A 22604-nucleotide genomic window follows, 5' to 3' on the forward strand; every position below is an offset into this window, starting at 1 on the left:
TTCTGTTTCGGGCTTTCTGCCTTGGTTCTGGCGGTATTCGACTAAAGCCAGATAGCCAGCATGATACAGAGTGGGCAATATTGAGATTAGTCAGTCCAACTCTAAAGGCCGCCCATGGATGAGAGTGAACTGCTGCCTATTCGCAGCTTTCTGCAACAGACGGTTCCTTTCGATGAACTGCCGAAACCCTTGCTGGAGCAATGTTGCCGCACCATCGGCATAGGTTATTACAGCAAGTCGATGAAAGCCGTGCCGCTGGATTCGGCCAACCCCATGCTCTATATCGTTCGCAGCGGCGCCTTTGAAGTGCGCGATGCCGAGGGCGAGTTGCTGGACCGCTTGGGGGAGGGCGATTGCTTTGGCTTTCCCTCTTTGCTGTCGGGCGAGGAGATCAGTAACAAGGTGCTGATCCTCGAAGATGGTTTGGTCTATCATGTGCCACCGGCGCTGTTTGACACTCTGCGCCTGGAGTGCCGCAGCTTCGATCGCTTCTTCAACCGCGCCTATGCCAAGCGGTTGCGCCACCAAGGTCGTTTTCGGGCCAGGGATTTGACCACGACCAGCCGGATCAGCACCCTGATGACCCATGAGCCTGTCAGTGTCGATCACCGCCTTTGTATCACGGATGCGGCCAAGCTGATGCGCAAGCACAGGGTGTCGTCTGTCTTGGTACTGGATAATCACAAACTAGTGGGGATCCTCACCGACAGGGATCTGCGTAATCGGGTGCTGGCCGAGGGGCTTACCGGCAATGAAGCCGTGTTTCAAGCCATGACCCGCCAGCCCGTATACATAGATGCCCAGGCCCTGGTATTTGAAGCCATGCTGCTGATGAGCGAGCACAACATTCACCATCTGCCGGTCATGGAGCGAGAGCAGCCGGTCGGGATGATCACCAGCACAGACATACTGCGAAGTCAGGCATCCCAACCTTTGCTGCTGATAGGCGAGATAGAGCGACAAAAAGATTTGCAAAGCCTTATCGGCGTCAGTCGACAAATTCCACTTTTGCTGCAAAACCTTATCAGTGCCGATGCCCGTGCCGAGGAGATTGGCCGGGTACTGACCTCTGTTACCGATGCGCTTACCCGCAGGCTTATCCAGCTCAATCAGGCGCTGCTCGGGGAGGCGCCGATGGCGTTTTGCTGGTTGGCATTTGGATCTCAGGGGCGGCAGGATCAGGCCGCATGCTCGGATCAGGACAATGGTTTATTGCTGGCCGAAGAGCCGGATGAGCATGCCAGAGGTTACTTTCAGGCCTTGGCCAAGGGAGTGTGCGCCGGGCTCAACGAATGCGGTTATGTATACTGCCCCGGGGATATCATGGCGCAAAACCCCAACTGGTGTTTGTCGCTGGCAAGTTGGCAGCAGAAGTTTGCCTCTTGGGTCAACACCCCTGAGCCCAAGGCCTTGATGCATGCCAGCATCTTTTTCGATATGCGCTCCGTATATGGGCCGGACAGCCTGTTCGATGCGCTGCAAGACAAGGTGCTGGCGCAGACCAAAGACAAGGATATCTTTCTGGCGGCCCTGACCGGCAATGCCTTAAGTGAGTCGCCGCCATTGGGATTTTTCCGCCAATTCGTGCTCGACAGGGATGGCAGTGAGGTCAAGGGGATGGATCTTAAACACAGGGGCAGCGCCCTTATCAATGACATCGCCCGGGTATATGCATTGGCCGCCGGCGTCAAAGAGGTCAATACCGCCAAACGGATCCGCGCCTTGATGGAGAGCAAGCTGTTGAGCCGCAAAGATGCCCTTAATCTTGCCGATGCCCATGAATTTATTGCCCATATGCGGCTGGCCAATCAGGGGCGTCAGTTTGAGCAAGGCCAGAAGATAAGCAATTTTCTGATGCCGCAGGCACTCTCTTCACTGATGCGTCATCAACTCAGGGATGCCTTCAAGGTCGTGCATGATGCCCAGGCGGCGCTGAGACTCAAGTTTACCCGGAGTTTCTAGGATGCCTTTGCTGCACAAAGCCCGCCTGGCCTGGCATTGTTGGCAGGCTAAGGAGCCACTTAAGGTTTTTTACCAGTCCTTGAGTCCTGTGTTATCCAAGCCTGTGGCAGAGGCGCCTTTGATGGCGCTGGACCTGGAAATGACCGGCCTAGAGCCGGGTTGCGATCAGATACTCTCCATCGGTGTGGTGCCCATCAACAAAGGCAGACTGGAGCTCAGCGGCGCCCGCCACAAATTGGTAAGTATTGCCGGCAGTGTCGGTCAGAGCGCCACGATTCACGGCATTATGGATCGCCATCTTGAACAGGGGGCGCTGGCGCCCGAACTGCTCTTGCCTTGGCTGTTACGGCAAAGTCAGGGGCGCATTTTACTGATGCATCATGCTCCTTTGGACTGCGCTTTTCTCAGCAGGCTTTGTCAGCAGGCATACGGTACTAAGCTGCATCTTCCCGTGATAGATACCCTGCTGCTGGAAAAGACCCGCCTGCAGCGGCAACAGGAGGTGCTGCCAAGCGGTAGTCTGCGCCTCGGCGCTTGCCGCAGCCGCTATCATCTGCCGCCGTATTCGGCCCACAATGCCCTGACTGACGCGCTGGCCTGTGGTGAGCTGTTTCTGGCGCAAAGCTGTGATGCTGCCAAAGAGCCTGTGGCCGATTTCCTCTCCTGGGTATAGCAGTCGGTGAGCACTTCCTGGGTGTATTCCCTTGGTTTGACACTGAGCAGAGCGTTGTCAGAACTGAGCTTGGTCGAATTGAACTTTGCCAAGCGGCCCGAATTCGATTAATTTCAAAGTGCCACTCAAGGCGTTAAGGAGCAAAGCTATGGCACTTCCGTTACTCTGGCTCGGCTCTGCCGCACTCGGCGCCGTGTGGCTTGCCGATGAAGGGCAGAAGCGTAAGAAAGTCGCCCGCAATCGAGTACTCAAGGATATGCCGACAAAGGGGGCCAAGGGGCAGGCGCGGCTGACACCCAGTGAATGGTTTCACAGTCAGAGTGTCAAACGAGTGCAGCCCGGGATGCTGGTGTGCTGCCACGTATTCGGGGTCATTGAACACACAGGTATCTGGCTCGGTGACGGTATGTTGGCCGAACTCCACGGCAGCGGCCTTGTGCGGCCAGTGTCGGTGAAGCGTTTCCTGGCAGGTCGCAGCGGCAGCAAGGTGTTTGTTGCCTGCGATCATCAAAGAATGCCCCTGGTCAGTGAACAGGCGCTGGCCCGCGCCGGCGAGAGCCTGTTTCAGTATCGGGATTATGACTTGTTTGACAATAACTGCCACAGGTACGTGTGGCACTGTATCAGTGGCAAGCCGCAAAGGGTGAGCAGTTTTTCGCGGCTCAATCAACTGTTGGAAGACTTCTTCGGTCAGGGCATCTATTGGGATCAACTGCCGCTGGAACCCTTTGGGGAAGAGTGAAGATGATTGTCGCCGCAAGGGCCTTAAATATTAACCATGAATTATCTTGGGTGGTTTGCCATTCATGCAACTCAATCGCTTTGAAAAATCGATAGTCAGGCATCCGCTGCGTTTGTGGCTGCAAAGACAGCTGGAGCGGCGGATGTTGTTGAAGCTGTTTGCCAAGCCTTTACCTGCTTTTAGTCGCGCCTTGGAGATAGGCTGCGGCTTTGGTGAGGGAATCGCGCTTGTGCGTCAGGATCTGGGGGCGGAAGAAGTGTGGGCGCTCGATTTTGATTTCGACATGGTCAGCCACTGCGCCGGGCGGTATTCGGATCAAAACTGGTTGCATCTGTGCCAGGGCGATGGCAGCACCTTGCCTTTTGCCGATAGCCAGTTTGACCTTGTGGTCGATTTTGCCACCTTTCATCATATTCCGGATTGGCAACAGGCGGTGGCCGAAGTACACAGAGTATTGCGCCCTGGCGGCTATTTCGTCATGGAAGAGCTTTATCGCGTTGCTATCTGTAATCCCTTGAGTCGGCGTTTGTTTGAACATCCCCAGGAAAACCGTTTCAATCACGCTGAACTCTTGGCTGTTCTTGAAGATACCGGCAACTTTGAGATTATCCGCCAACACCAGTTGCCGGCGCTGGCGGGTATCATCCTGGCCCGTAAAACCGTCGGCAAAGCTTGAGCAGGATAATGACGGGTCAAGCTGGGCCTTGTCGTGCTTGGCGGTTTGTTTTTGCCCAGCTCCACTCTATAAGCACTTATGCGTTTAATCCTTTTGCAACCGATATAACAGCATCCAAGTGCGTATCATTTAAGACAATTTAGCCTAAATTTGCCTTGAAGCATGGTTTGTTGTGCCGCTTTACCACTATAATTTGCTCAATACTCCGAAGTTAAATTGGAAACGCAGTCGTTATGGCAAAAGTATTGGAATCCGTAGATCAACGTACCCAACTCGTGGGTGAGAACCGTCTGGAACTGCTGCTGTTCAGGATCAGTTCGACCCAGCTGTTTGCCATCAATGTATTCAAGGTCAAAGAGGTAGTTAAACTGCCGGAACTGTCTGCCATGCCCGGCAGTCATCCCGCCATCAGTGGCGTCGCCAATATCCGCGGTACGTCCATCCCTGTCATTAACCTGCGCAGTGCCATAGGTTTTTCGCCCATGCCGGTGGGCGAAGACGCTAACCTTATCATCACAGAATACAACCGCAGTGTGCAGGGTTTTCTGGTGGGCAAGGTTGAGCATATCGTCAACATGACCTGGGGCGATATCATGCCACCGCCGAAGACTGCCGGCCGTAATCATTACCTTACCGCCATTACCCGTATTGAGACTCAGGGTAAAACTGAGTTGGTGTCAATTATCGATGTGGAAAAGGTGTTGGCGGAGATCATCCACTATGACGTGCGTCTCTCGGAAGGTGTGCTGGATGAGTCCTTGGTGGCCAAGATGCCGGGGCACAAGATTTTAATTGTCGACGATTCGCCCACTGCCAGACGCCAGGTTCGCGATACTTTGGGGCAGTTGGGGCTTGAAGTGATTGAACGCAGCGATGGGCGCGAGGCGCTGACGCTGCTCAAATCCTGGTGCGATCAGGGGCTCAAGGTGACAGATCAGATTTTGATGATGATCACCGACGCCGAGATGCCTGAAATGGACGGTTACCGTTTGACTTATGAGGTGCGCAACGACAAGCGGATGGCCGATCTCTATATCACCCTCAATACCTCACTCAGTGGCAGTTTCAATAAAGCGATGGTGGAAAAGGTGGGTTGCGATCGTTTTATTTCCAAGTTCCAGCCGGATCTGCTGGTGGAAGCCGTGCAGGACAGAATTCGTCAGCTCGGCTGATTAGCGGCTGTTTTCCTGCTCCAGTTCGCGGATAAGTTGCTTCTTGGTGCGTTTGTCCGCGGCTATGTTGAGTCTGGCCAGGCGCACGGCAAAGGCAAATCTGTCGCGGCCGCAGATGGCAGTCAAGGCCTGCAGAAAGTCTTTATCCAGTGCAAAGTTTTTGGCGTAGTGCTCTATGGCGGCAAACACTGAGCTGTAGTGCAAACCGTCGAAGTCAAACCCGGTATTTGGCGTCTCGTCGCTCAGCGGAACCCCATCAATACACAGGGGCCAGCCCTTGGCATTGATCCTGTCTCTGGCCACTTCATACATAAACCAGGCGCTGCGTTTAAAGCCGCCAAGAATTTTGCAGGAAAACTCCGATTCTTCCAGCTCTTCACGGGTCCAATTCAGCCCTATGGCCAGATGTTTGGCGTAGCGCTTCATCAACGCATCTTTAACCGCAATACGGCACTCGTATATCGAGGTGAGAGTATGTTGGCGGGCCAGCGTCAGGCACTCCTTACAGGCTGGCACGCTCAGTGAGGCATGTTCTGCATGGGGGGAGGCTCTAAAGGCAAAAACGTGCTCGCAGGGTTCGGCACAAAACCAGCAGCTGTGACGGCAATTAAAGGGGATGTCGACCAAGGGACAGGGCATAGGGTTGTGCAGATGCTGCTCTGAGTCTTAAAAGAAGTCGGGAGCCTTGGTGACTCCCGACCGGGTAAAGCTTATTCGGCTTCCACGTCCACCAGGAACTTGGCCAGCTCTACCGGCTCAACTTCGGGACATTCCTGCTCGGCGCGCCAATCGATACCTATCAATACGCCATCTTCGTTGAGATCTTCAATCCAGAACTCCAGCAGCTCTTCCAGTGAAATCGCTACGGGTGCGAAGTTGACCCACTCCTCGGTGCAATGGCTCTGGGCCACCGCCTGATCAGACCAAAGCGGCATGACATCTGTGTCTTCATATTCACTGGAGTCACACACCACCCAGCCTTCGCCGGAGTCGTCCTGCAAGCCCCACACCTGCTGGTGCTCTTTGACGTTATCGATAAATTGGCTCAGTGCCGGCGCTAAATCAGTCATGATCTCTCTCTTGAGCAAGGGTTAGTGGCGCCATTATACGGCATAAGCACTGGAGTCCAAGTGAATCTTAACCTCAGATGAACAAACAGGAATAAATGCTTAAAAATCGGCTCAACGGCAGGGAATTATGCCTGCGGGGCTTAAAAAACGCTGTGCGACTGGTTAGGATGGAGCTTGATGGGGTGTTTAATCTTTTAAGGAGTCGGAAGGTGTTCAGAGTATTATCCTGGTTTCCCCTGCTGCTGGCCACGCAAACGCTGGCAGCCCCCCAGAATGAGGATCCTGTAGAAGCCCTGATAAAAGCCGGGGAAGCGGCTTTTCCTCAGTGTATTGTGGAGTTGCAGGACAAGGCCCTTACCGAGGGCATCAGTCAACAGACCATCGACTCACATCTTAAGCCACTCAAGTTTGTCCCCAGAGTGATAGAGCTGGATCGCAGTCAGCCCGAGTTTACCCAGACATTTGCCAACTATTTCGATAAACGGGTAACCGATTGGCGGGTTTCCAAGGGCCGGGAACTGCTGGTTGAGCACAAGGCGCTGCTGGACAAGCTCAAGCGCGAGTATGGCGTGCCGCCGCAATATCTCTTGTCTTTCTGGGGCATGGAGACCAATTTCGGAGGCTACAAGGGTAAGATGCCGGTCCTGGACTCGCTGGCGACTCTGGCCTGTGACTCCCGCCGCTCTGGCTTTTTTACCCAGGAGTTGATGACAGCGCTGAAGCTGAGCCAGCAATATGGTTTTGCTGCCGCCGATATGCAAGGCTCCTGGGCCGGTGCCATGGGACACACCCAGTTTATGCCCAGTGCCTACGCCAGTTATGCCGTCGATGGTGACGGTGACGGCAAGGCGGATCTCTGGAACAGCACAGATGATGCCCTGACCTCGGCGGCAAACTTTCTTGCTCACCTGGGGTGGCAGCGCAACGAACGCTGGGGCAGGGAGGTTCGCTTACCTGAGGCGTTTGATTATCAGCACCTGGGGCAGAAAAAGTCTCTCGCCGACTGGCAGGCGCTGGGATTGACCCAGAGCAATGGCGAGGTGCTGCCACAGGCCCAGATGGAAGCCAGACTCTATCTGCCCGCCGGGCACGAGGGCCCTGCGTTTCTCGGCTACGATAACTTCCAGGTGATCCAGCGTTGGAACCGTTCTGAGTTTTATGCCATCTCAGTAGGCCATTTGGCCGACAGAATAAGTGGCGCCGGACGGCTGGCCAAAGCACCGCCGCAGCAAACCCGCTTGAGCCGCGCCCAGATAAAGGCGCTGCAGCAAAAGCTCAATGAGCAGGGGTTTGATGCCGGGAAGCCGGACGGTATTCTCGGGCGTAACTCCCGCGCCAGTTTACAGGCGTTTCAGCTCAGCAAAGGCTTGGTAGCCGACGGCTTCCCCTCTGCCGAAACCTTTAAAGCCCTGGGACTCTAGTTCTGCTAATCAAAATGATTGCCAGCAGCCAAGGGATTGGCTAATGTTAGCTCATAAAGGCGCCAAGAAGCTGCCCGGATAATGCCGGCAGCAGAAATTGGCGTTCTCCCTCACCTATTTGAACTCAGGGAATGATATGAGCAGCGAGATGAGCAACATAGATAAGTTGAGTCACGGCCAGCGTCAGCGTCTGGCCTTTATCGATTTCAGTCTGCAGTATTTTGGCCAGGTCAGTCGTCAGGATCTGATTGCCAAGTTTGCCACCGGATTGGCGGCCGCCACCCGCGACTTCAGCCTCTATCGTGAATTGGCGCCGCAGAACCTCAAGCTGATGCACCCCAGCCGTCATTATCAGCGCCAGCATGAATTCAAGCCGCTGTTTCATCACGATCCCGAAGCCATTCTCTCGGGTCTGGCCCGTGGCTTTGGAGATGGTTTGTCACAGCCCCTGGTTCCCAGCCAGGTCTGTTTCGATGCGGTGCGGCTTATTCATCCGGATACCGAGATTATCGCGGCGCTGATGCGTTCAATTCAGCAAGGGCAGGCGCTGGCACTGCAATATGTTTCCACCTCAAGCGGTGAAACCCTCCGTGAAATTGTGCCCCATGCCCTGGTCAACAACGGCCAGCGCTGGCATGTACGGGCATTTGACAGACAGCATGGCAAGTTCAACGACTTTGTGGTGACCCGTATCAAGCAGGCCAGAGAACTTGAGGGCTCTCCCTTGCCCAAGGAGCAACCGGCAGCCGACAACAACTGGTTGACGCCGGTGGAACTGGTGTTGGTACCCCATCCGAGCCTGAAGCATCCGGAGGCGATTATGCTCGACTATCGTATGGAGGATGGTGAACTCAAGGTGGCCAGCAACGCGGCCTTGGCCGGATATCTGCTGCGCAGCTGGAGTGTGGATTGCTCTGTTAAGCATCAAATCGATGGTGGTGTTTGTCAGTTGGCACTTAAAAACCACCAGGTGCTGGAGCGACTCGAGCATCTGGCGATAGTGCCTGGCGCCGGGCGGTAATCCAAAGCAGTGGAGTGCAGGCGACAGTTTTGTTAAGCTGCGCCGGAATCATGAATACTGAGGACTCAGAATGAGCGTTAAAGAAGATATGGTGGTGCAGTTCAATTACACACTGCGCGATGAAAAGGGGGAAGTGCTGGAAACCAACGAGGGGCACGATCCCATCGCCTATCTGCATGGCCATGACAACATGATGCCCGGAGTCGAGAAAGCCATTGAAGGCAAAGAGATAGGTGCCAAGTTCAGTGTGACCTTGCCTGCCTCTGAAACTTACGGTGAGCGTGTTGAAGGCGCCGAGCAGCGCGTATCGGTAAAACACCTGATGGGCGCCAAAGTATGGAAGCCAGGCATGCGCGCGGTCGTCAATACAGATCAAGGCCAGCGTCAGGTGACTGTGGTCAAGGTGGGCAAGTTTATGGCCACTGTGGACATCAATCACCCATTGGCCGGTCGCGAGCTGACCTTTGATATCGAAGTCGTTTCCGCCCGTGAAGCCACCCATGAAGAGGTAGCCCATGGTCATGCCCATGGCGTCGGTGGCCATCACCACTGAGTTTGGCTTTAACTGAAAACGCCCGCTTCTGCGGGCGTTTTTGATTGAAAAACCATTGAGAGGAGAGGGGATGAAAATTGACTGCGAGCAGGGGCGATTGCTGCTGAGTCCCAATGAGCTGCAGGTACGCTTGCCGGCCATGCAGACAGTGTTGATGGCGCTGAGCGACGATATCCGTTTGCTCAAAGGCCCTTGCATTCTGCTGGCCGATGCCGGCGCCGTGCGTTGGCAGCTGCGGCTCGACTCAGATGAACAGCTCGAGCAACTGGCAGACTTTTACGGCCTGACGCCCGAGTGATTTACTATTCCAGTCTGTGGCGTTGATGGCTGCGCTGATAGTCTAACTCGGGGCCCTTGGGTACGACGCGACTGGGATTTATCTGCCCATGGCTGTAGTAATAGTGCTGTTTGATATGTTCAAAGTTGACCGTGGCAGCAATGCCGGGGTACTGATACAGATCGCGCAGGTATTGGCTCAGCGCCGGGTAGTCTTCAATGCGGCGTTTATTGGTCTTGAAGTGGCCCACATAGACGGCATCGAAACGGATTAAAGTGGTAAACAAGCGCCAGTCTGCCTCAGTGACTTGTGAACCTGTGAGAAAGCGGCGTTCACTCAATTGCAACTCCAATCTGTCAAGGGCACTGAACAGCTGCTCAAAGGCCTCTTCATAGGCTTGTTGTGAGGTGGCAAAACCGGCCCGGTAAACCCCGTTATTGATATTGGGATAGATGAACTCGTTGAGCGTATCTATCTCCTCTCTCAGATGGGGCGGGTAAAAGTCCAGGTTATTGCCGGTCAGATGATCGAAGGCGGAGTTGAACATACGGATGATTTCCGACGATTCATTGCTGACTATGGTCTGATGATGTTTGTCCCACAGCACAGGTACTGTCACCCGACCGCTGTAATCGGCCGCGGCGAGCTGGTAAATTTGGTAGAGGAATGCTTTGCCAAACAAAGGGTCTTGCTCGGCGCCCTGGATATGGTGGCCGCCCTTTGGGCCCGCCGCCTCTGTGGCAAATTCCCAGCCGTTTTCCAACATGTGGGGCTCGACCACAGTGACAGGGAGCAGCGCTTCCAATCCCTTCAAGGCGCGAAATATCAAGGTTCTGTGGGCCCAGGGGCAAGCGAGTGAAACATAGAGATGATAGCGGCCCGGCTCGGCCTTGAATCCGCCTTGGCCACTGGGGCCCGGACTGCCGTCCGGGGTGATCCAGTTTCGCAGCTTTGCATCTTCACGGACGAACTTGCCGCCGCTTTTGTCTGTCTGATACCACTGATCAACCCATTTGCCCTGCTGCAATAATCCCATCTGTCGCTCCTTTAACGGCTTTGCTTTCATGGCTCGCATCTCAGTCTAGGTGGTGGTTATTTATGGGTAAAGCGCGAAATACATGTGTTTTTATTCGAATTTTTAGAATGGTACTGGCAAGGAATCTTCAGCCTGATATGATGTCGGTCACATTTTTTGCCTATCAAGAAGGATGTTGTTATGTCGTCAGCCACCCTGGATGCCGTTGTTGTTGAACCCCGGGAGCCGGCCACGGCCTGTGTTATCTGGTTGCATGGTTTGGGTGACTCGGGTGACGGCTTTGCCCCTGTGGTGCCGGCATTGGGACTGCCTGCCGATCACTCGATACGCTTTGTGTTTCCACATGCGCCTGAGCAGGCTGTTACTGTCAATGGTGGCTATGTGATGCGCGCCTGGTATGACATCAAGAGCCTCAATCTCCATGACAGAGCCGATATGCCAGGGGTGTTGCAATCCGAGCGTTTGGTTCGACAACTCATAGAGCAGCAAGTCGCTCAGGGCATTGCCGCCAACCGTATTGTGCTTGCCGGTTTCAGCCAAGGTGGGGTGATGAGCCTCTTTACCGCACTGCGTTATCCCGAAGCCTTGGCCGGTATTATGGCGCTGTCCTGTTATTTGCCTGGAGGTGAGCAACTGCCGGAAGACGTGAGCAGCGCCAACCGTGATACACCTATTTTGCAATGCCACGGCGAGCAGGATGATGTGGTTGCCCTCAGTGCCGGGCTTATGGCTAAAGAGGCGCTTGAGCAGGGGGGATATCGGCTTGAATGGCACACTTTCCCAATGGCGCACGGCGTGGTACCGCAGGAGCTTAATCTCATCAGTCAGTGGCTGCAGGCGCGTTTGAGCTAAGGAAGGTGCGAACAAGTCCCATGCGTGCTCTGCGTCGGCTTACGGGCCTGGATGCAAGGCGTGGTTCGCAGCAAATGGCCTGAGTCCTTTGCAAGAAGCACAACACAGCAGACAGGTCTGTAAGCCACGCCCTTTGGGGCTTGCACAGCAACCGGCTCTCTGCGTTATCCGACTTTGACAGGCCCCGGCATGCATTCAGTCAGATGCCTTGAACGCCAATTGCTGTGCAAGCCAGAGTGCCACGAGGACTTATTCGCACCTTCCCTAAGTGACAGTTAAGGGTTGAGCGCCTGAAAATTAAGCAGCCTGGGGCAAGAAAATTATCACCCGGGCTGTTTGTTTTGCCAAACAATAGCCATGTCTCATGGCAAGCTTTAGTTATTATCTTAAATAACAGCAAGATAACTATGGTTGGTTAGAGTTCTTAAATCCTGGTCCCGCAGCATATCCCGCTTTGATATCCCCCTCGTTTAGGGGGTTATTTGGTAACGTAAACAAACTGTATTATTTCCCGCCTTAAAATCACACATTTAGCTCACTTTTATTAATAAAAATGACACATGTTCGACTTAATCTTGCTAGTATGTCGGGCGCGGGAAGTTCGCTTCACCGCTTATTAATGATGATGGTAAAAATAAATAAAAACATGGGGTTGATTTAATTATGTCTAATAAACTGATGAAAGGACTTTTGGCGACAGCCATTCTGGCTGCTCTCGCCGGTTGTAACAGTGATGACAAGGATCCGGCACCGGAAGTCTGCGGCGCCGATAACTGCACCAAGTTCACCATTTTACACACCAATGACAACCATGGCCGCTTCTGGGAAAACAGTGACGGTGAGTATGGTATGGCAGCCCGTAAGACGCTGGTTGAGCGCTTACGCAACGAAGTGGAAAGCAACGGCGGCCAGACTCTGTTGCTCTCCGGTGGTGATATCAACACAGGTGTGCCTGAGTCGGATCTGCAAAACGCCGAGCCTGACTTTATCGGCATGAACCTAATTGGCTATGACGCCATGGCCGTGGGTAACCACGAGTTTGATAACCCACTGAGCGTGTTGGATATGCAGCGTGAGCTCGCCGAGTTTCCTATGCTGGCTGCCAACATCTACAAAAAAGATGGCACCCGTTACTTCGAGCCTTACAAGGTTTTCGATGTTAAAGGTCTTAAAGTGGCTGTCATAGGTTTGACCACAGAAGATACCGCCAAGATAGGTAACCCTGAGTTTATCGGCGAGCTTGAGTTTACTGATCCCAAAGAAGAGATCAAAAAGGTCATCAAAGAGATCAATGATAAGAAAGCCGCCGACATCATAGTGGCGACCACTCACATGGGTCACTATGCCGATGGCCAGAACGGCAGCAACGCCCCGGGTGACGTGGCCATGGCTCGCGCCCTGGAAGAGGGACAGCTGCAGGTTATCATAGGTGGCCACTCACAGAACCCGGTTTGTATGGAACCCGGTACCCAGAGCTATGCCGATTTCAACCCAGGTGATGATTGTCGCCCTGATCAGCAAAACGGCACCTGGATCATGCAAGCCCATGAATGGGGTAAATATGTTGGCCGCGCCGATTTTGAATATTATGGCGGTAAACTACACCTGGCCAGCTACAAGCTGATCCCGGTCAACCTGAGAAAACTGGATGCCGAAGGCAAGAAGACAGAGGAACTGGCCGGTGAGCCGATCCCTGCCGATACCACAGTGAAGGCTGTGCTGCAGCAATATCAGGACAAGGGTAGTGAAAAACTGGGCGAAATCATCGCCACTACCGATGGAAAACTGGAAGGCGATCGCGCCGTGGTTCGTGGTCAGCAGACCAACCTGGGCCGTTTGCTCGCCATGGCGCAGGCCACCAAGGTTAATGCCGATATCGGCGTGATGAACTCGGGTGGTGTACGTGACTCTATCGCCGCCGGTGATATCAGCTACCGTGATGTACTGACAGTGCAGCCTTTCGGTAACATGATCACCCTGAGCACTATGACAGGTGCCGAGCTCAGCGATTATCTGGGTGTAGTGGCTACCATGCAGCGCGGTTCAGGGGCTTATGCCCAGATCACAGGTGTGAAAATGACAGTTGACTGTCAGGCCAAGTCGGTCGCTATCAGCGAAGTCAACGGCAAGGATTACAGTGCAACAGACAGCTACACCTTCACTGTACCCAGCTTCAACGCCGCGGGCGGTGACGGCTATCCCAAGCTGGATCCTGTACAAACCGGCTATGTTGATGCCGAAGTCTTCTACAGCTTCCTGAAAGAGAAGCAAAGCATCAAGGCCGTTGATTACGAGCCGGTAGGCGATATCGTTTATGAAAACTCCAACAGCCCACTGGGTTGTGAAGTGCCTCAGTAAATAGCATTTTAAGTCACTTTAGAGGCAGCCCTTCGGGGCTGCTTTTTTGTGGCAAAAGAGCAGGGTGGCCATGTGGCTTTGAGTGATTTTTAACCAAATAATTCTACCTGGACTTGAAATACCATTGCCCGACCCTATCTATTGAGTGTCGGCAGGGGAAGCGCCTTGACCGATAAATGAAAGGCCGTGCCATTGGGCGGCCGTTTGAACCTAGGGTGCGATGATTCGGCCCGACACTACATATTGCTTAATCTATGAGGATATGACTATGCGTAACTATGATTTGACTCCCCTTTACCGCAGCGCTATCGGTTTTGATCGTTTGGCCCGTTTGGCCGAACATGCCGCCGCCAACAATGGCAATGCCGGTTACCCTCCATACAATATCGAACTCTTGGGTGAGAACCGTTACCGGATCACCATGGCGGTTGCAGGCTTTGCCATGGATGAGCTGGAGATCACCAGCGAGGGCGAAAAGCTGTTGGTGAAAGGCACCAAGGGCGAACAGGCTCCGGAGCGTAAATACCTGTATCAGGGCATTGCCGAGCGCGGCTTTGAACGTACCTTCCAGTTGGCCGATTATGTGACCGTCGAAGGCGCCCATCTGGAACACGGCCTGCTCAATATAGATTTGGTGCGCGAGATCCCTGAAGCCATGAAACCGCGGAAAATTGAGATAGGCTCAGGTAACCGCCTGATAGAAGAAACTCAGGCCTGAAACCGCGCTGATAAGCTCGGCCCCGGCTTGTAAAACAGGCCGCTAAAGCAAAAAAGCCAGTCTGATACAGACTGGCTTTTTGTATTCAGGGCCATCACTCCCCAAGGCAGCGCTTAGAGTACCATGGCGGCAATCCAGCCGAAGATCAGCAGCGGGATATTGTAGTGAATAAAGGTTGGGATCACGCTGTCGCGGATATGATCGTGTTGACCATCGGCATTCAGACCGGCGGTGGGGCCGAGCGTCGAGTCCGATGCCGGTGAGCCGGCATCCCCAAGTGCTGCGGCGGTGCCGACCAGGGCGATAACTGCAGGCACAGAGAAACCAAAGTTCAGTGCCAGCGGCACATAGATGGTGGCAATAATGGGGATAGTCGAGAAGGATGAGCCAATACCCATGGTGATCAACAGACCCACCACCAGCATCAACAGCGCGCCCAGGCCTTTGTTGTCACCGATCAATTCCCCTATGGCACTCACCAGAGTCAGCACTTCACCGGTTTGTTTGACCACGGCGGCGAAACCGGCCGCGGCTATCATGATAAAGCCTATGTTGGCCATCATGCGCACGCCTTGGTTAAAGATATCTTCATCGGCCACATGTTTGAGCGCGCCGCTGAATGAGAAGATCATAAAGCCGACCAGCGCGCCGAAGATCATCGAATCTGTCTGCAGTTGCACCAGCAGAGTCGCCAGAATGGCCAGCACGGCAATGATGATGTTGCGCTTGCTGAGTCCGGTTTCCGGCTCGGCGGCGAGGATCTGCTCTTCCCGGTACTCTCTTGGCTTGCGATAGCTGATAAACACGGCCGTCAACAGTCCGGCCAACATGCCGGCGGCCGGAATAAGCATGGCTTGGGGAATATCCCCTGACTGGGCCTCTAAGCCGTTGGACTGCAGGTTTGCCAGCAGTATGTCGTTTAGAAATATGCCGCCAAAGCCCACAGGCAACACCATATAAGTGGTGACCAGGCCGAAGGTGATAACACAGGCGACCAAACGCCTGTCCAGCTTGAGTTTGGACATCAGATGCAAGAGTGGCGGCACCAGAATGGGGATAAAGGCGATATGGATCGGCAGAATGTTTTGTGAGCTGATAGCCATGGCCAGCAGGGACAGCAGCAACAAGCTGCGAACCCACTTGAGGTTTTGACTATCGGGATCCTTGCCAAGGGCCTTGATCACAGTAGTGGAGATCAAAGTGGTCAACCCTGAGTGGGACAGGGCCACGGCAAAGGCGCCGAGCAGGGCATAACTCAGGGCTATTTGGGCTCCACCGCCCAGGCCGGTATTGAATGCCTCTATGGTCTGGTGGATGTCCAGTCCTCCCATCAAGCCGGCGACCAGGGCGCTGATCGTCAAGGCGATCACCACATTGACCCGGGCCAGGCTGAGAGCGAGCATCAGACAGACGGCAATCACAACTGCGTTCATAGTAAAGTCTTATTCGCTAAACAAAGGGGCTATTTTTGACTGGGGGGGCTTGGATGTCCAGCTGCAATCAGTGTTTGCGGGAAAAAATCTCTCTTTGTGAACTGGATCCTAAGGTTATTGAGTCGCTTTGTGAGCCTGGTTATTGTCGTGGCCGCACACTTGCCGATTTCTTACCCAGACAAGCCTTAAAATGCAGCAAAAGCGTGATATTGATCCTAAATAGGTTGTCAGGTGCATGGCACCTCTTATAATGGCTTGTAGTTAAAACGGATTCTGTTTTATTCACAGCTCAATCCATAGATGGAGGTATAAAATGAGCGTATTAGTAGGCCGTCCGGCTCCGGACTTTACTGCAGCAGCTGTTCTGGGTTCTGGTGAAATTGTTGACAGCTTCAACCTGACTGCAGCAATCAAAGGCAAGCCTGCGGTAGTGTTCTTCTACCCACTGGATTTCACCTTCGTGTGCCCATCTGAGCTGATCGCCTTCGATCACCGCATGGAAGAGTTCAAGAAGCGTGGCGTTGAAGTGATCGGTGTTTCTATCGATTCTCAGTTTACTCACAATGCATGGCGTAACACCCCAGTGGAAAAAGGCGGTATCGGCCAGGTTCAATACACTCTGGTAGCCGACGTTCGCCACGATATCTGTAAGGCTTACGATGTTGAGCACCCTGAAGCCGGTGTGGCTTTCCGCGGTTCTTTCCTGATCGACAAAGAAGGCATGGTGCGTCACCAGGTCGTTAACGATCTGCCTCTTGGCCGTAACGTCGATGAAATGCTGCGTATGATTGATGCGCTGCAATTCCACGAAGAGCACGGTGAAGTTTGTCCTGCAGGTTGGGAAAAAGGCAAGAAAGGCATGAAAGACAGCCCAGACGGTGTTGCTGCCTACCTGTCTGAGAACGCTGAAGAGCTGTAATTGCTTGTATAGCTTTATAAAGCTGCCCTCGGGCAGCTTTTTTTATACCTATCTAAACCTTTATTGCCCATTCCAGAGCTAAGAGCTTGACGAAAGGTTCTAGATAGTTGCTAATTGAACCGGAAAAATAGCAAGGAAAACAGGATGAATTCAATGGAGTTTGCTATTCCGGAGCAAGACAAGCAGGCCTTCGACCAATATTATGCGCAAAAGATTGCACCCAAGTGTCGGCGTTATGAGTCGGTTCGAGAGGCCGCTGCTGCCAGGTATAAAGAGCGTAGAAAGATAGTTGCGCCTCTCACCTTTATCGGCATTCCGGCATTTTTGCTGTTTTTTGCCATGGGTTTCTACGGCGCCTTGATGTTGAATTTTAAAGAAGGGGTGTTTTTTATCGGCTTTGGCGGCGCCGTGCTATCTCTGGCGGTGGTGGTGTTGGCCAACATCTGGGCTGGCAGTGAGATAAGTGAACTGCGTACCCAGATAGTCGAGGAGATCTATCCTCTGCTGCTGGGGTATTTCGGTAAAAGCTTTGCGTTCAACCCCTCGGGATTGCCTGAACTGGAAAGCTATAAAGACTATGGTCTCTTTCCCGACTATGACAAAGGTTATTTTCAAAACTCGGTCAGAGGCAAATATCTTAATGTGCCTTTTCTGCTTAGGGAACTGACGTTACTCGAACGCACAGGCAAGAACGATAATGGTCCCCAATATAAGACGCTGTTCGATGGCATAGTGATAGAGTTTGACCTGCCGAAGACATTTTCCGCGACCATCCAAGTGCGCCGCGATAAAGGTTTTATGGCCAATGGCTTGGCGCAGTTCAGAAACAAGCTCTCGAGGGTAAAGCTGGAAGACCCGGACTTTGAGCGTAGATTTGAGGTCTACAGTGACGATCAGCTCGAAGCCAGATATGTGCTCAATACAGCGACTATGGAACGTTTGTTGTCACTATCAGGATTTTATCAAGGCGAGCTGGAAGCCTGTTTTAGACAGGGGCGATTGTTTGTCAAAATAGCCTGTCAGCACAGCTATTTTGAGCCGCAACTGGATCTTCTCAAGCCGCTGGATCTCAGCGCAGACATAGAGCAAGTGTTCAAAGAAATCCATGAAGTATTCGACTTGATTAAAGCCCTGAAACTCGATAGTCGCACCGGGCTTTAAACATGAGGCTCAAGACTTTGGTTTTGAGCCAGGCTATCTTTGGTTTCCGGTCACTGGTTTCTGAACGGGTTTCTGAACGCTGGTCTTTGGTCGCTGGGTTTTGATGCGCCCTCACACCAGATGCTCAAAGGATTTGGCGTGAGGACGGGAAACACTTTAGTTTGAGTCGGCTTATATGTCCGAGCCGACTTGCTATGTTTGAGCGTATCTTTGAGCGGGTTTAGACCACATCCTGTGGGGTTTCGGCAGCGGCAGGCAAAGGCCAGCCGCCAAGGGCTTTCCAGCGGTTCACTATATAGCAGAACAGCTCGGCGGTGCGCTCTGTATCATAAAGCGCCGAATGGGCTTCTTTGTTGTCGAAGGGGATCCCGGCCAAGGCGCAGGCCTTGGCCAGCACTGTGTGGCCTATGGCCAATCCGGCCAGAGTGGCGGTATCGAAGGTGGCAAAGGGATGAAACGGCGAGCGCTTGATATCATTGCGCTCAATTGCCTTACTGACAAAGCCGTGATCGAAGGCGGCATTGTGAGCCACTATGATAGAACGGTGGCAATCGGCCGCCTTCTGCGCCTTCTTCACCGCCTTGAATATTTCCAGAAAAGCTTCTTTCTCGCTGACGGCGCCCCTGAGAGGGTTGTTGGGATCTATGCCGTTGAATGCCAGTGCCTCCGGCTCGAGATTGGCGCCTTCAAAAGGCTCGATATGGAAGTGCAGGGTTCTGTCTATTCCCAGATTGCCCTCGGTATCCATCTTCAGCAGGGTGACGGCAATCTCCAGCAGCGCGTCGGTCTGCGCATTGAAGCCAGCGGTCTCCACGTCGATCACCACAGGGAAATAGCCCCTGAATCTGTGCTTGAGTTGGTTGGCTAGGCTTGGCTGAGTCATGCATTTCCCCTGGAAAATAACGAAGCGGCTATTATGCTAAAACATCAACAGGGTGTCATGTTCGATTGTTGTTTTTATAGGCTAAAGGAATGAATTTCTTTGCCGATAGAGACAACATGGTATGCGAAAAGAGAGATTTCTATGTGGCGTAAACTGTTCCTGCTGTCGACTCTTTGTCTGCCGCTGTCGGCGATGGCGGATCTCAGGCACTATGTGGCGTCACTTGACGACTCTCATTGGCGCGTGGCGCAAAATACCCCCATAGGTTGCAGCCTGGAGCACGACATTCCCGCCTACGGCAAGGCGGTGTTTTCCAGTCATGCGGGTAAAGAGCTGAATCTGCAGTTTACTCTGGATATGTGGCAAAAGCCTGATGCCGTGACCCATGCCCGCTTGATGAGCAAGGCGCCGGCCTGGCGTCCCGGGGTGACATCCAAGGCGATTACCGAGTTGAGCTACCAGAAATACTTCAATGGTGAAGTGCCGAAAAAGGCCGCCTGGTCCATGCTGGCAGAGCTGGATCGCGGTATGGAACCCACTTTCTACTACAGCGATTGGTACAACCAAAGCAACAAGGTGGCGGTCGGCCTTTCTGCGGCCAACTTTGCCCAGAAATACCGCGAGTTCAAGCAGTGCCTGGCCAATCTATTGCCTTACAGTTTCGATGATATCGCCTTTACCGTGCTTACCTATGAGATGGGCGGTACCGAGTTGACCCGTTATTCCAAGGCGCAGCTGGCGCGGGTGCAGGAGTACCTGGCCTATGCTCCCGAAGTGGAACTGGTGCTGATAGACGCCTATACCGACAGCTATGGTGGTCGTAGTATCAACCAGAAGGTGTCTCAGCAGCGCGCCGGTTCAGTCAAAGAGTTCTTCGTGGCGCGGGGTATCCCGGGTGACAGGATCCATACCGAAGGGCACGGCGAGCGCCGCCATGTGGCTTCAAACGACTCCAGTGACGAGCGGGCCCGCAACCGCCGGGTGGTTATCCGGATAAGCAAACCTCTGCAATAACATAAGTTTTCACAGACAGTAAAAAACCAGGTTCAAGCCTGGTTTTTTCATGCGTGGACTTTGGCGGGGAGACTCAGGCGCGCATCGCCTTGTCGCCTCTGGCAAGCCCCACGACTCCGGAGCGAGACACTTCCACCACTTTGGTGACTTCGGTCAGCGCGGCAATAAAGGCATCCAGTTTATCGCTGGTGCCGGCCATCTGTACTGTGTAGAGATTGGCTGTCACATCAACGATTTGGCCGCGGAAGATATCGGCGGTGCGTTTCACTTCTTCCCGCAATGCGCCGCTTGCCTTGACCTTGACCAAGGCAAGTTCCCGCTCCACATGGGTGGACTCTGTGATGTTGGACACCTTGAGCACATCGATAAGCTTGTGCAGCTGCTTCTCTATCTGCTCCAGAATGCTTTCATTGGCCTCAACTGCGACTGTCAGCCGGGACAGGGTAGGGTCATCGGTGGGCGCAACCGTAAGAGTTTCAATGTTGTAGCCGCGTTGGGAGAAGAGACCGACAACTCTTGACAGGGCGCCGGGCTGGTTTTCCATCAATACAGATATGATTCGACGTCTCATCAGCTTTTCTCCGTCTTGCTCAGCCACATTTCATTCATAGCACCACCACGAATTTGCATCGGGTAGACGTGCTCGGTTTCATCAACACTGATATCCACAAACACCAGCCTGTCTTTCATGGCCAGGGCTTGTGCCAGTTTGCTCTCCAGTTCATCCACATGGTCGATATTGATCCCCACATGGCCGTAGGCTTCGGCGATTTTGGCAAAATCAGGGACTGAGTCCATATAGGAGTGGGAGTGGCGGCCCGAGTAGATCATGTCCTGCCACTGTTTCACCATCCCGAGGAAGCGGTTGTTGAGGTTGATGATTTTCACCGGCACATCGTATTGCAGTGCGGTGGAAAGCTCTTGAATATTCATCTGAATCGAACCGTCGCCGGTGACGCACACAACGGTTTCATCCGGCATCGCCATCTTGACACCCATGGCGGCCGGCAAGCCGAATCCCATGGTGCCAAGGCCTCCTGAGTTGATCCAGTGCCGTGGTTTGTCGAAAGGATAATAGAGAGCGGCAAACATCTGGTGCTGGCCAACATCCGAGGCTACATAGGCATCACCGTTTGTCAGGCGATAGAGGGTTTCTATCACTTGCTGAGGCTTGATCCGTTCGGCATTGCGCTGATACTCGAGGCAGTTGCGGCTGCGCCAGGAAGCAATTTGCTGCCACCAGTGTTGCAGCGCCTCGTCATCCTGAGGCGTTACCTTGTCTTCATCCAGCAATTGCAGCATCTCGTTCAGTACCTTATCGGCCGAGCCTACAATCGGAATATCCACCTTGATGGTCTTGGAGATGGATGAAGGGTCGATATCTATGTGCAGTATGGTGGCATCCGGGCAATATTTGGCGACATTATTGGTGGTTCTGTCATCGAACCTCACGCCAATGCCGAAGATTAAATCTGAATGGTGCATGGCCATATTGGCTTCGTACAGGCCGTGCATCCCCAGCATGCCCAGGTTGTTGTGATGAGAGCCGGGAAAGGCGCCCAGCCCCATAAGCGTATTGACCACAGGCAGTTTCAGTCGTTCGGCCAGTGTCAATAGCTGCTGGTGGCAGCCGGAGATAATGGCGCCTCCACCCACATACAGAACTGGTTTTTTGGCGGCCATCAAGGCCTGCAAACCCCGGCGGATCTGGCCCTTGTGACCCGAAAGCGTCGGGTTGTAGGAGCGCATCTTAATCTCTTCCGGGTATTGATACTCGTGCAGTATCGCCGGGTTGAGGCTGTCTTTGGGCAGATCCACTACCACAGGGCCTGGGCGGCCGCTGGCCGCGATATAGAAGGCTTTCTTGATAATGGTGGGAATTTCGGTGGGATCTGTCACCAAAAAGCTGTGTTTCACCACAGGGCGGGAGATCCCTATCATATCGCATTCCTGGAAGGCATCATTGCCGATCAGGTTACTGGGCACCTGGCCCGAAAGCACCACCAGAGGGACTGAATCCATGTAGGCGGTGGCGATGCCGGTAATGGCATTGGTCGCTCCCGGGCCGGATGTCACCAATACCACGCCGACCTTGCCCGTGGCTCTGGCGTAACCATCGGCCATGTGCACGGCCGCCTGTTCATGGCGGACAAGAATATGTTCTATATCGGATTTTTGATGCAGGGCATCGTAGATGTCGAGAACTGAGCCACCCGGGTAGCCGAATATATGTTTTACGCCTTCGTCAATTAACGAACGCACTATCATGCTGGCGCCTGAAAGCATCTCCATTTGGTACTCCTTGATAAGATACCGTTACGGTAAACAGTAACTTTTACAGCGACGGTTATCGCTCTAATTCGGGCCGGAAGGGTAGTTCCGGCCAGCTGTCGACCCGGCCTTGGGGCACACTTCCCTGTAGGGAATGGGTCTCTGTCACCAATGGACAGAATTTCATCATATTGGAAAGAGAGAAGTTTTCAAGCCCCTGGAAGCAGCTTTTTTATGAGCATGAATAAATTTCATTTTTGCCGCCGAAAAGCGGCCCTGATTGCGGTAGGGTTTTGCTAAAGTGCTATTTATTACGTATTGAATTTATTATGTTTTATACCTAATTGAGGATCTTTTTAGACTTTGGTCTAAAGCGCCGCTAATTCCTTGTG

The 22604-nt window shown here is 53.4% G+C and carries 22 protein-coding genes; 15 read left to right on the top strand and 7 right to left on the bottom strand.

Annotation, left to right across the window (positions count from 1 at the left end; genetic code table 11):
• The first annotated feature begins 114 nt into the window (after positions 1 to 114).
• The 5 genes from ON072_RS02610 (at position 115) to ON072_RS02630 (ending at position 5225) form a co-directional block, all read left to right on the top strand.
• Positions 115 to 1962, top strand: coding sequence for a DUF294 nucleotidyltransferase-like domain-containing protein (locus ON072_RS02610; RefSeq protein ID WP_261752455.1), 1848 nt, complete (start codon positions 115 to 117; stop codon positions 1960 to 1962).
• Position 1963: 1 nt separating this feature from the next.
• Positions 1964 to 2635, top strand: a complete 672-nt coding sequence (locus ON072_RS02615) for an exonuclease domain-containing protein (protein WP_261752456.1) — start codon at positions 1964 to 1966, stop codon at positions 2633 to 2635.
• Positions 2636 to 2783: 148 nt separating this feature from the next.
• Entirely contained in the window at positions 2784 to 3377 is a 594-nt protein-coding gene (locus tag ON072_RS02620) for a hypothetical protein (RefSeq protein WP_025009494.1), read from the top strand.
• Positions 3378 to 3441: 64 nt separating this feature from the next.
• Complete coding sequence (locus tag ON072_RS02625; protein WP_261752457.1) at positions 3442 to 4053, top strand: class I SAM-dependent methyltransferase; 612 nt, start codon at positions 3442 to 3444, stop codon at positions 4051 to 4053.
• Positions 4054 to 4286: 233 nt separating this feature from the next.
• Positions 4287 to 5225, top strand: coding sequence for a chemotaxis protein CheV (locus ON072_RS02630; protein ID WP_028779355.1), 939 nt, complete (start codon positions 4287 to 4289; stop codon positions 5223 to 5225).
• Here the strand turns inward: ON072_RS02630 and ON072_RS02635 are convergent, their stop codons facing one another.
• Positions 5226 to 5864 carry a hypothetical protein gene (locus ON072_RS02635; RefSeq protein ID WP_129979023.1) on the bottom strand — a complete coding sequence of 213 codons (639 nt, stop codon included), beginning with the start codon at positions 5862 to 5864 and terminating at the stop codon, positions 5226 to 5228.
• A gap of 71 nt (positions 5865 to 5935) precedes the next feature.
• Positions 5936 to 6295: a DUF2750 domain-containing protein gene (locus ON072_RS02640; protein WP_025009498.1), complete on the bottom strand. Its 360-nt coding sequence runs from the start codon at positions 6293 to 6295 to the stop codon at positions 5936 to 5938.
• A gap of 209 nt (positions 6296 to 6504) precedes the next feature.
• On the opposite strand from ON072_RS02640, the gene ON072_RS02645 reads away from it, so the two are divergent.
• The 4 genes from ON072_RS02645 to ON072_RS02660 all read left to right on the top strand — a co-directional run bounded on the left by ON072_RS02645 (position 6505) and on the right by ON072_RS02660 (position 9588).
• Positions 6505 to 7716, top strand: coding sequence for a lytic murein transglycosylase (locus ON072_RS02645; RefSeq protein WP_391564184.1), 1212 nt, complete (start codon positions 6505 to 6507; stop codon positions 7714 to 7716).
• A gap of 136 nt (positions 7717 to 7852) precedes the next feature.
• Positions 7853 to 8737: a WYL domain-containing protein gene (locus tag ON072_RS02650; RefSeq protein ID WP_234519015.1), complete on the top strand. Its 885-nt coding sequence runs from the start codon at positions 7853 to 7855 to the stop codon at positions 8735 to 8737.
• A 70-nt stretch (positions 8738 to 8807) separates the two neighbouring features.
• Complete coding sequence (locus ON072_RS02655; protein ID WP_261752458.1) at positions 8808 to 9290, top strand: FKBP-type peptidyl-prolyl cis-trans isomerase; 483 nt, start codon at positions 8808 to 8810, stop codon at positions 9288 to 9290.
• A gap of 70 nt (positions 9291 to 9360) precedes the next feature.
• On the top strand, positions 9361 to 9588 hold the full coding sequence (locus ON072_RS02660; protein WP_025009501.1) for a DUF3389 family protein: 228 nt from the start codon (positions 9361 to 9363) through the stop codon (positions 9586 to 9588).
• 4 nt (positions 9589 to 9592) lie between these two features.
• Here ON072_RS02660 and ON072_RS02665 read toward each other — a convergent pair whose 3' ends face one another.
• Entirely contained in the window at positions 9593 to 10603 is a 1011-nt protein-coding gene (locus ON072_RS02665) for a glutathione S-transferase family protein (protein ID WP_261752459.1), read from the bottom strand.
• Between the two features lie 180 nt (positions 10604 to 10783).
• Here ON072_RS02665 and ON072_RS02670 point away from each other — a divergent pair, with 180 nt between their 5' ends.
• From ON072_RS02670 to ON072_RS02680, 3 genes are all read left to right on the top strand, one after another.
• Complete coding sequence (locus ON072_RS02670) at positions 10784 to 11455, top strand: alpha/beta hydrolase (RefSeq protein WP_044734340.1); 672 nt, start codon at positions 10784 to 10786, stop codon at positions 11453 to 11455.
• Positions 11456 to 12118: 663 nt separating this feature from the next.
• On the top strand, positions 12119 to 13813 hold the full coding sequence (gene ushA / locus ON072_RS02675; protein ID WP_093982861.1) for a bifunctional UDP-sugar hydrolase/5'-nucleotidase UshA: 1695 nt from the start codon (positions 12119 to 12121) through the stop codon (positions 13811 to 13813).
• 268 nt (positions 13814 to 14081) lie between these two features.
• Entirely contained in the window at positions 14082 to 14531 is a 450-nt protein-coding gene (locus tag ON072_RS02680) for an Hsp20 family protein (protein WP_028779347.1), read from the top strand.
• A gap of 113 nt (positions 14532 to 14644) precedes the next feature.
• On the opposite strand, the gene ON072_RS02685 is transcribed toward ON072_RS02680, so the two are convergent.
• Positions 14645 to 15964, bottom strand: a complete 1320-nt coding sequence (locus ON072_RS02685; RefSeq protein WP_028779346.1) for a Na+/H+ antiporter family protein — start codon at positions 15962 to 15964, stop codon at positions 14645 to 14647.
• Between the two features lie 313 nt (positions 15965 to 16277).
• On the opposite strand from ON072_RS02685, the gene ON072_RS02690 reads away from it, so the two are divergent.
• Both ON072_RS02690 and ON072_RS02695 read left to right on the top strand, forming a co-directional pair.
• Positions 16278 to 16883: a peroxiredoxin gene (locus ON072_RS02690; protein WP_025009505.1), complete on the top strand. Its 606-nt coding sequence runs from the start codon at positions 16278 to 16280 to the stop codon at positions 16881 to 16883.
• Between the two features lie 144 nt (positions 16884 to 17027).
• Positions 17028 to 18044, top strand: a complete 1017-nt coding sequence (locus tag ON072_RS02695) for a DUF3137 domain-containing protein (protein ID WP_264921194.1) — start codon at positions 17028 to 17030, stop codon at positions 18042 to 18044.
• A 220-nt stretch (positions 18045 to 18264) separates the two neighbouring features.
• Here the strand turns inward: ON072_RS02695 and rnt are convergent, their stop codons facing one another.
• Entirely contained in the window at positions 18265 to 18927 is a 663-nt protein-coding gene (rnt, locus tag ON072_RS02700; protein ID WP_025009507.1) for a ribonuclease T, read from the bottom strand.
• A 141-nt stretch (positions 18928 to 19068) separates the two neighbouring features.
• Between rnt and ON072_RS02705 the strand changes: the two genes are divergently transcribed.
• Entirely contained in the window at positions 19069 to 19941 is an 873-nt protein-coding gene (locus ON072_RS02705; protein ID WP_274625942.1) for a flagellar protein MotY, read from the top strand.
• A 73-nt stretch (positions 19942 to 20014) separates the two neighbouring features.
• Here ON072_RS02705 and ilvN read toward each other — a convergent pair whose 3' ends face one another.
• A complete protein-coding gene (gene ilvN, locus ON072_RS02710; RefSeq protein ID WP_025888373.1) occupies positions 20015 to 20512 on the bottom strand; it encodes an acetolactate synthase small subunit in 498 nt (165 codons plus the stop codon).
• A complete protein-coding gene (locus ON072_RS02715) occupies positions 20512 to 22233 on the bottom strand; it encodes an acetolactate synthase 3 large subunit (RefSeq protein ID WP_101059194.1) in 1722 nt (573 codons plus the stop codon). Before ON072_RS02715 ends, ilvN begins: the two co-directional genes overlap by 1 nt.
• Between the last annotated feature and the right edge of the window lie 371 nt (positions 22234 to 22604).

The organism is Shewanella sp. K8 (assembly GCF_028823715.1).
Classification (GTDB): Bacteria; Pseudomonadota; Gammaproteobacteria; order Enterobacterales; family Shewanellaceae; genus Shewanella; species Shewanella algae.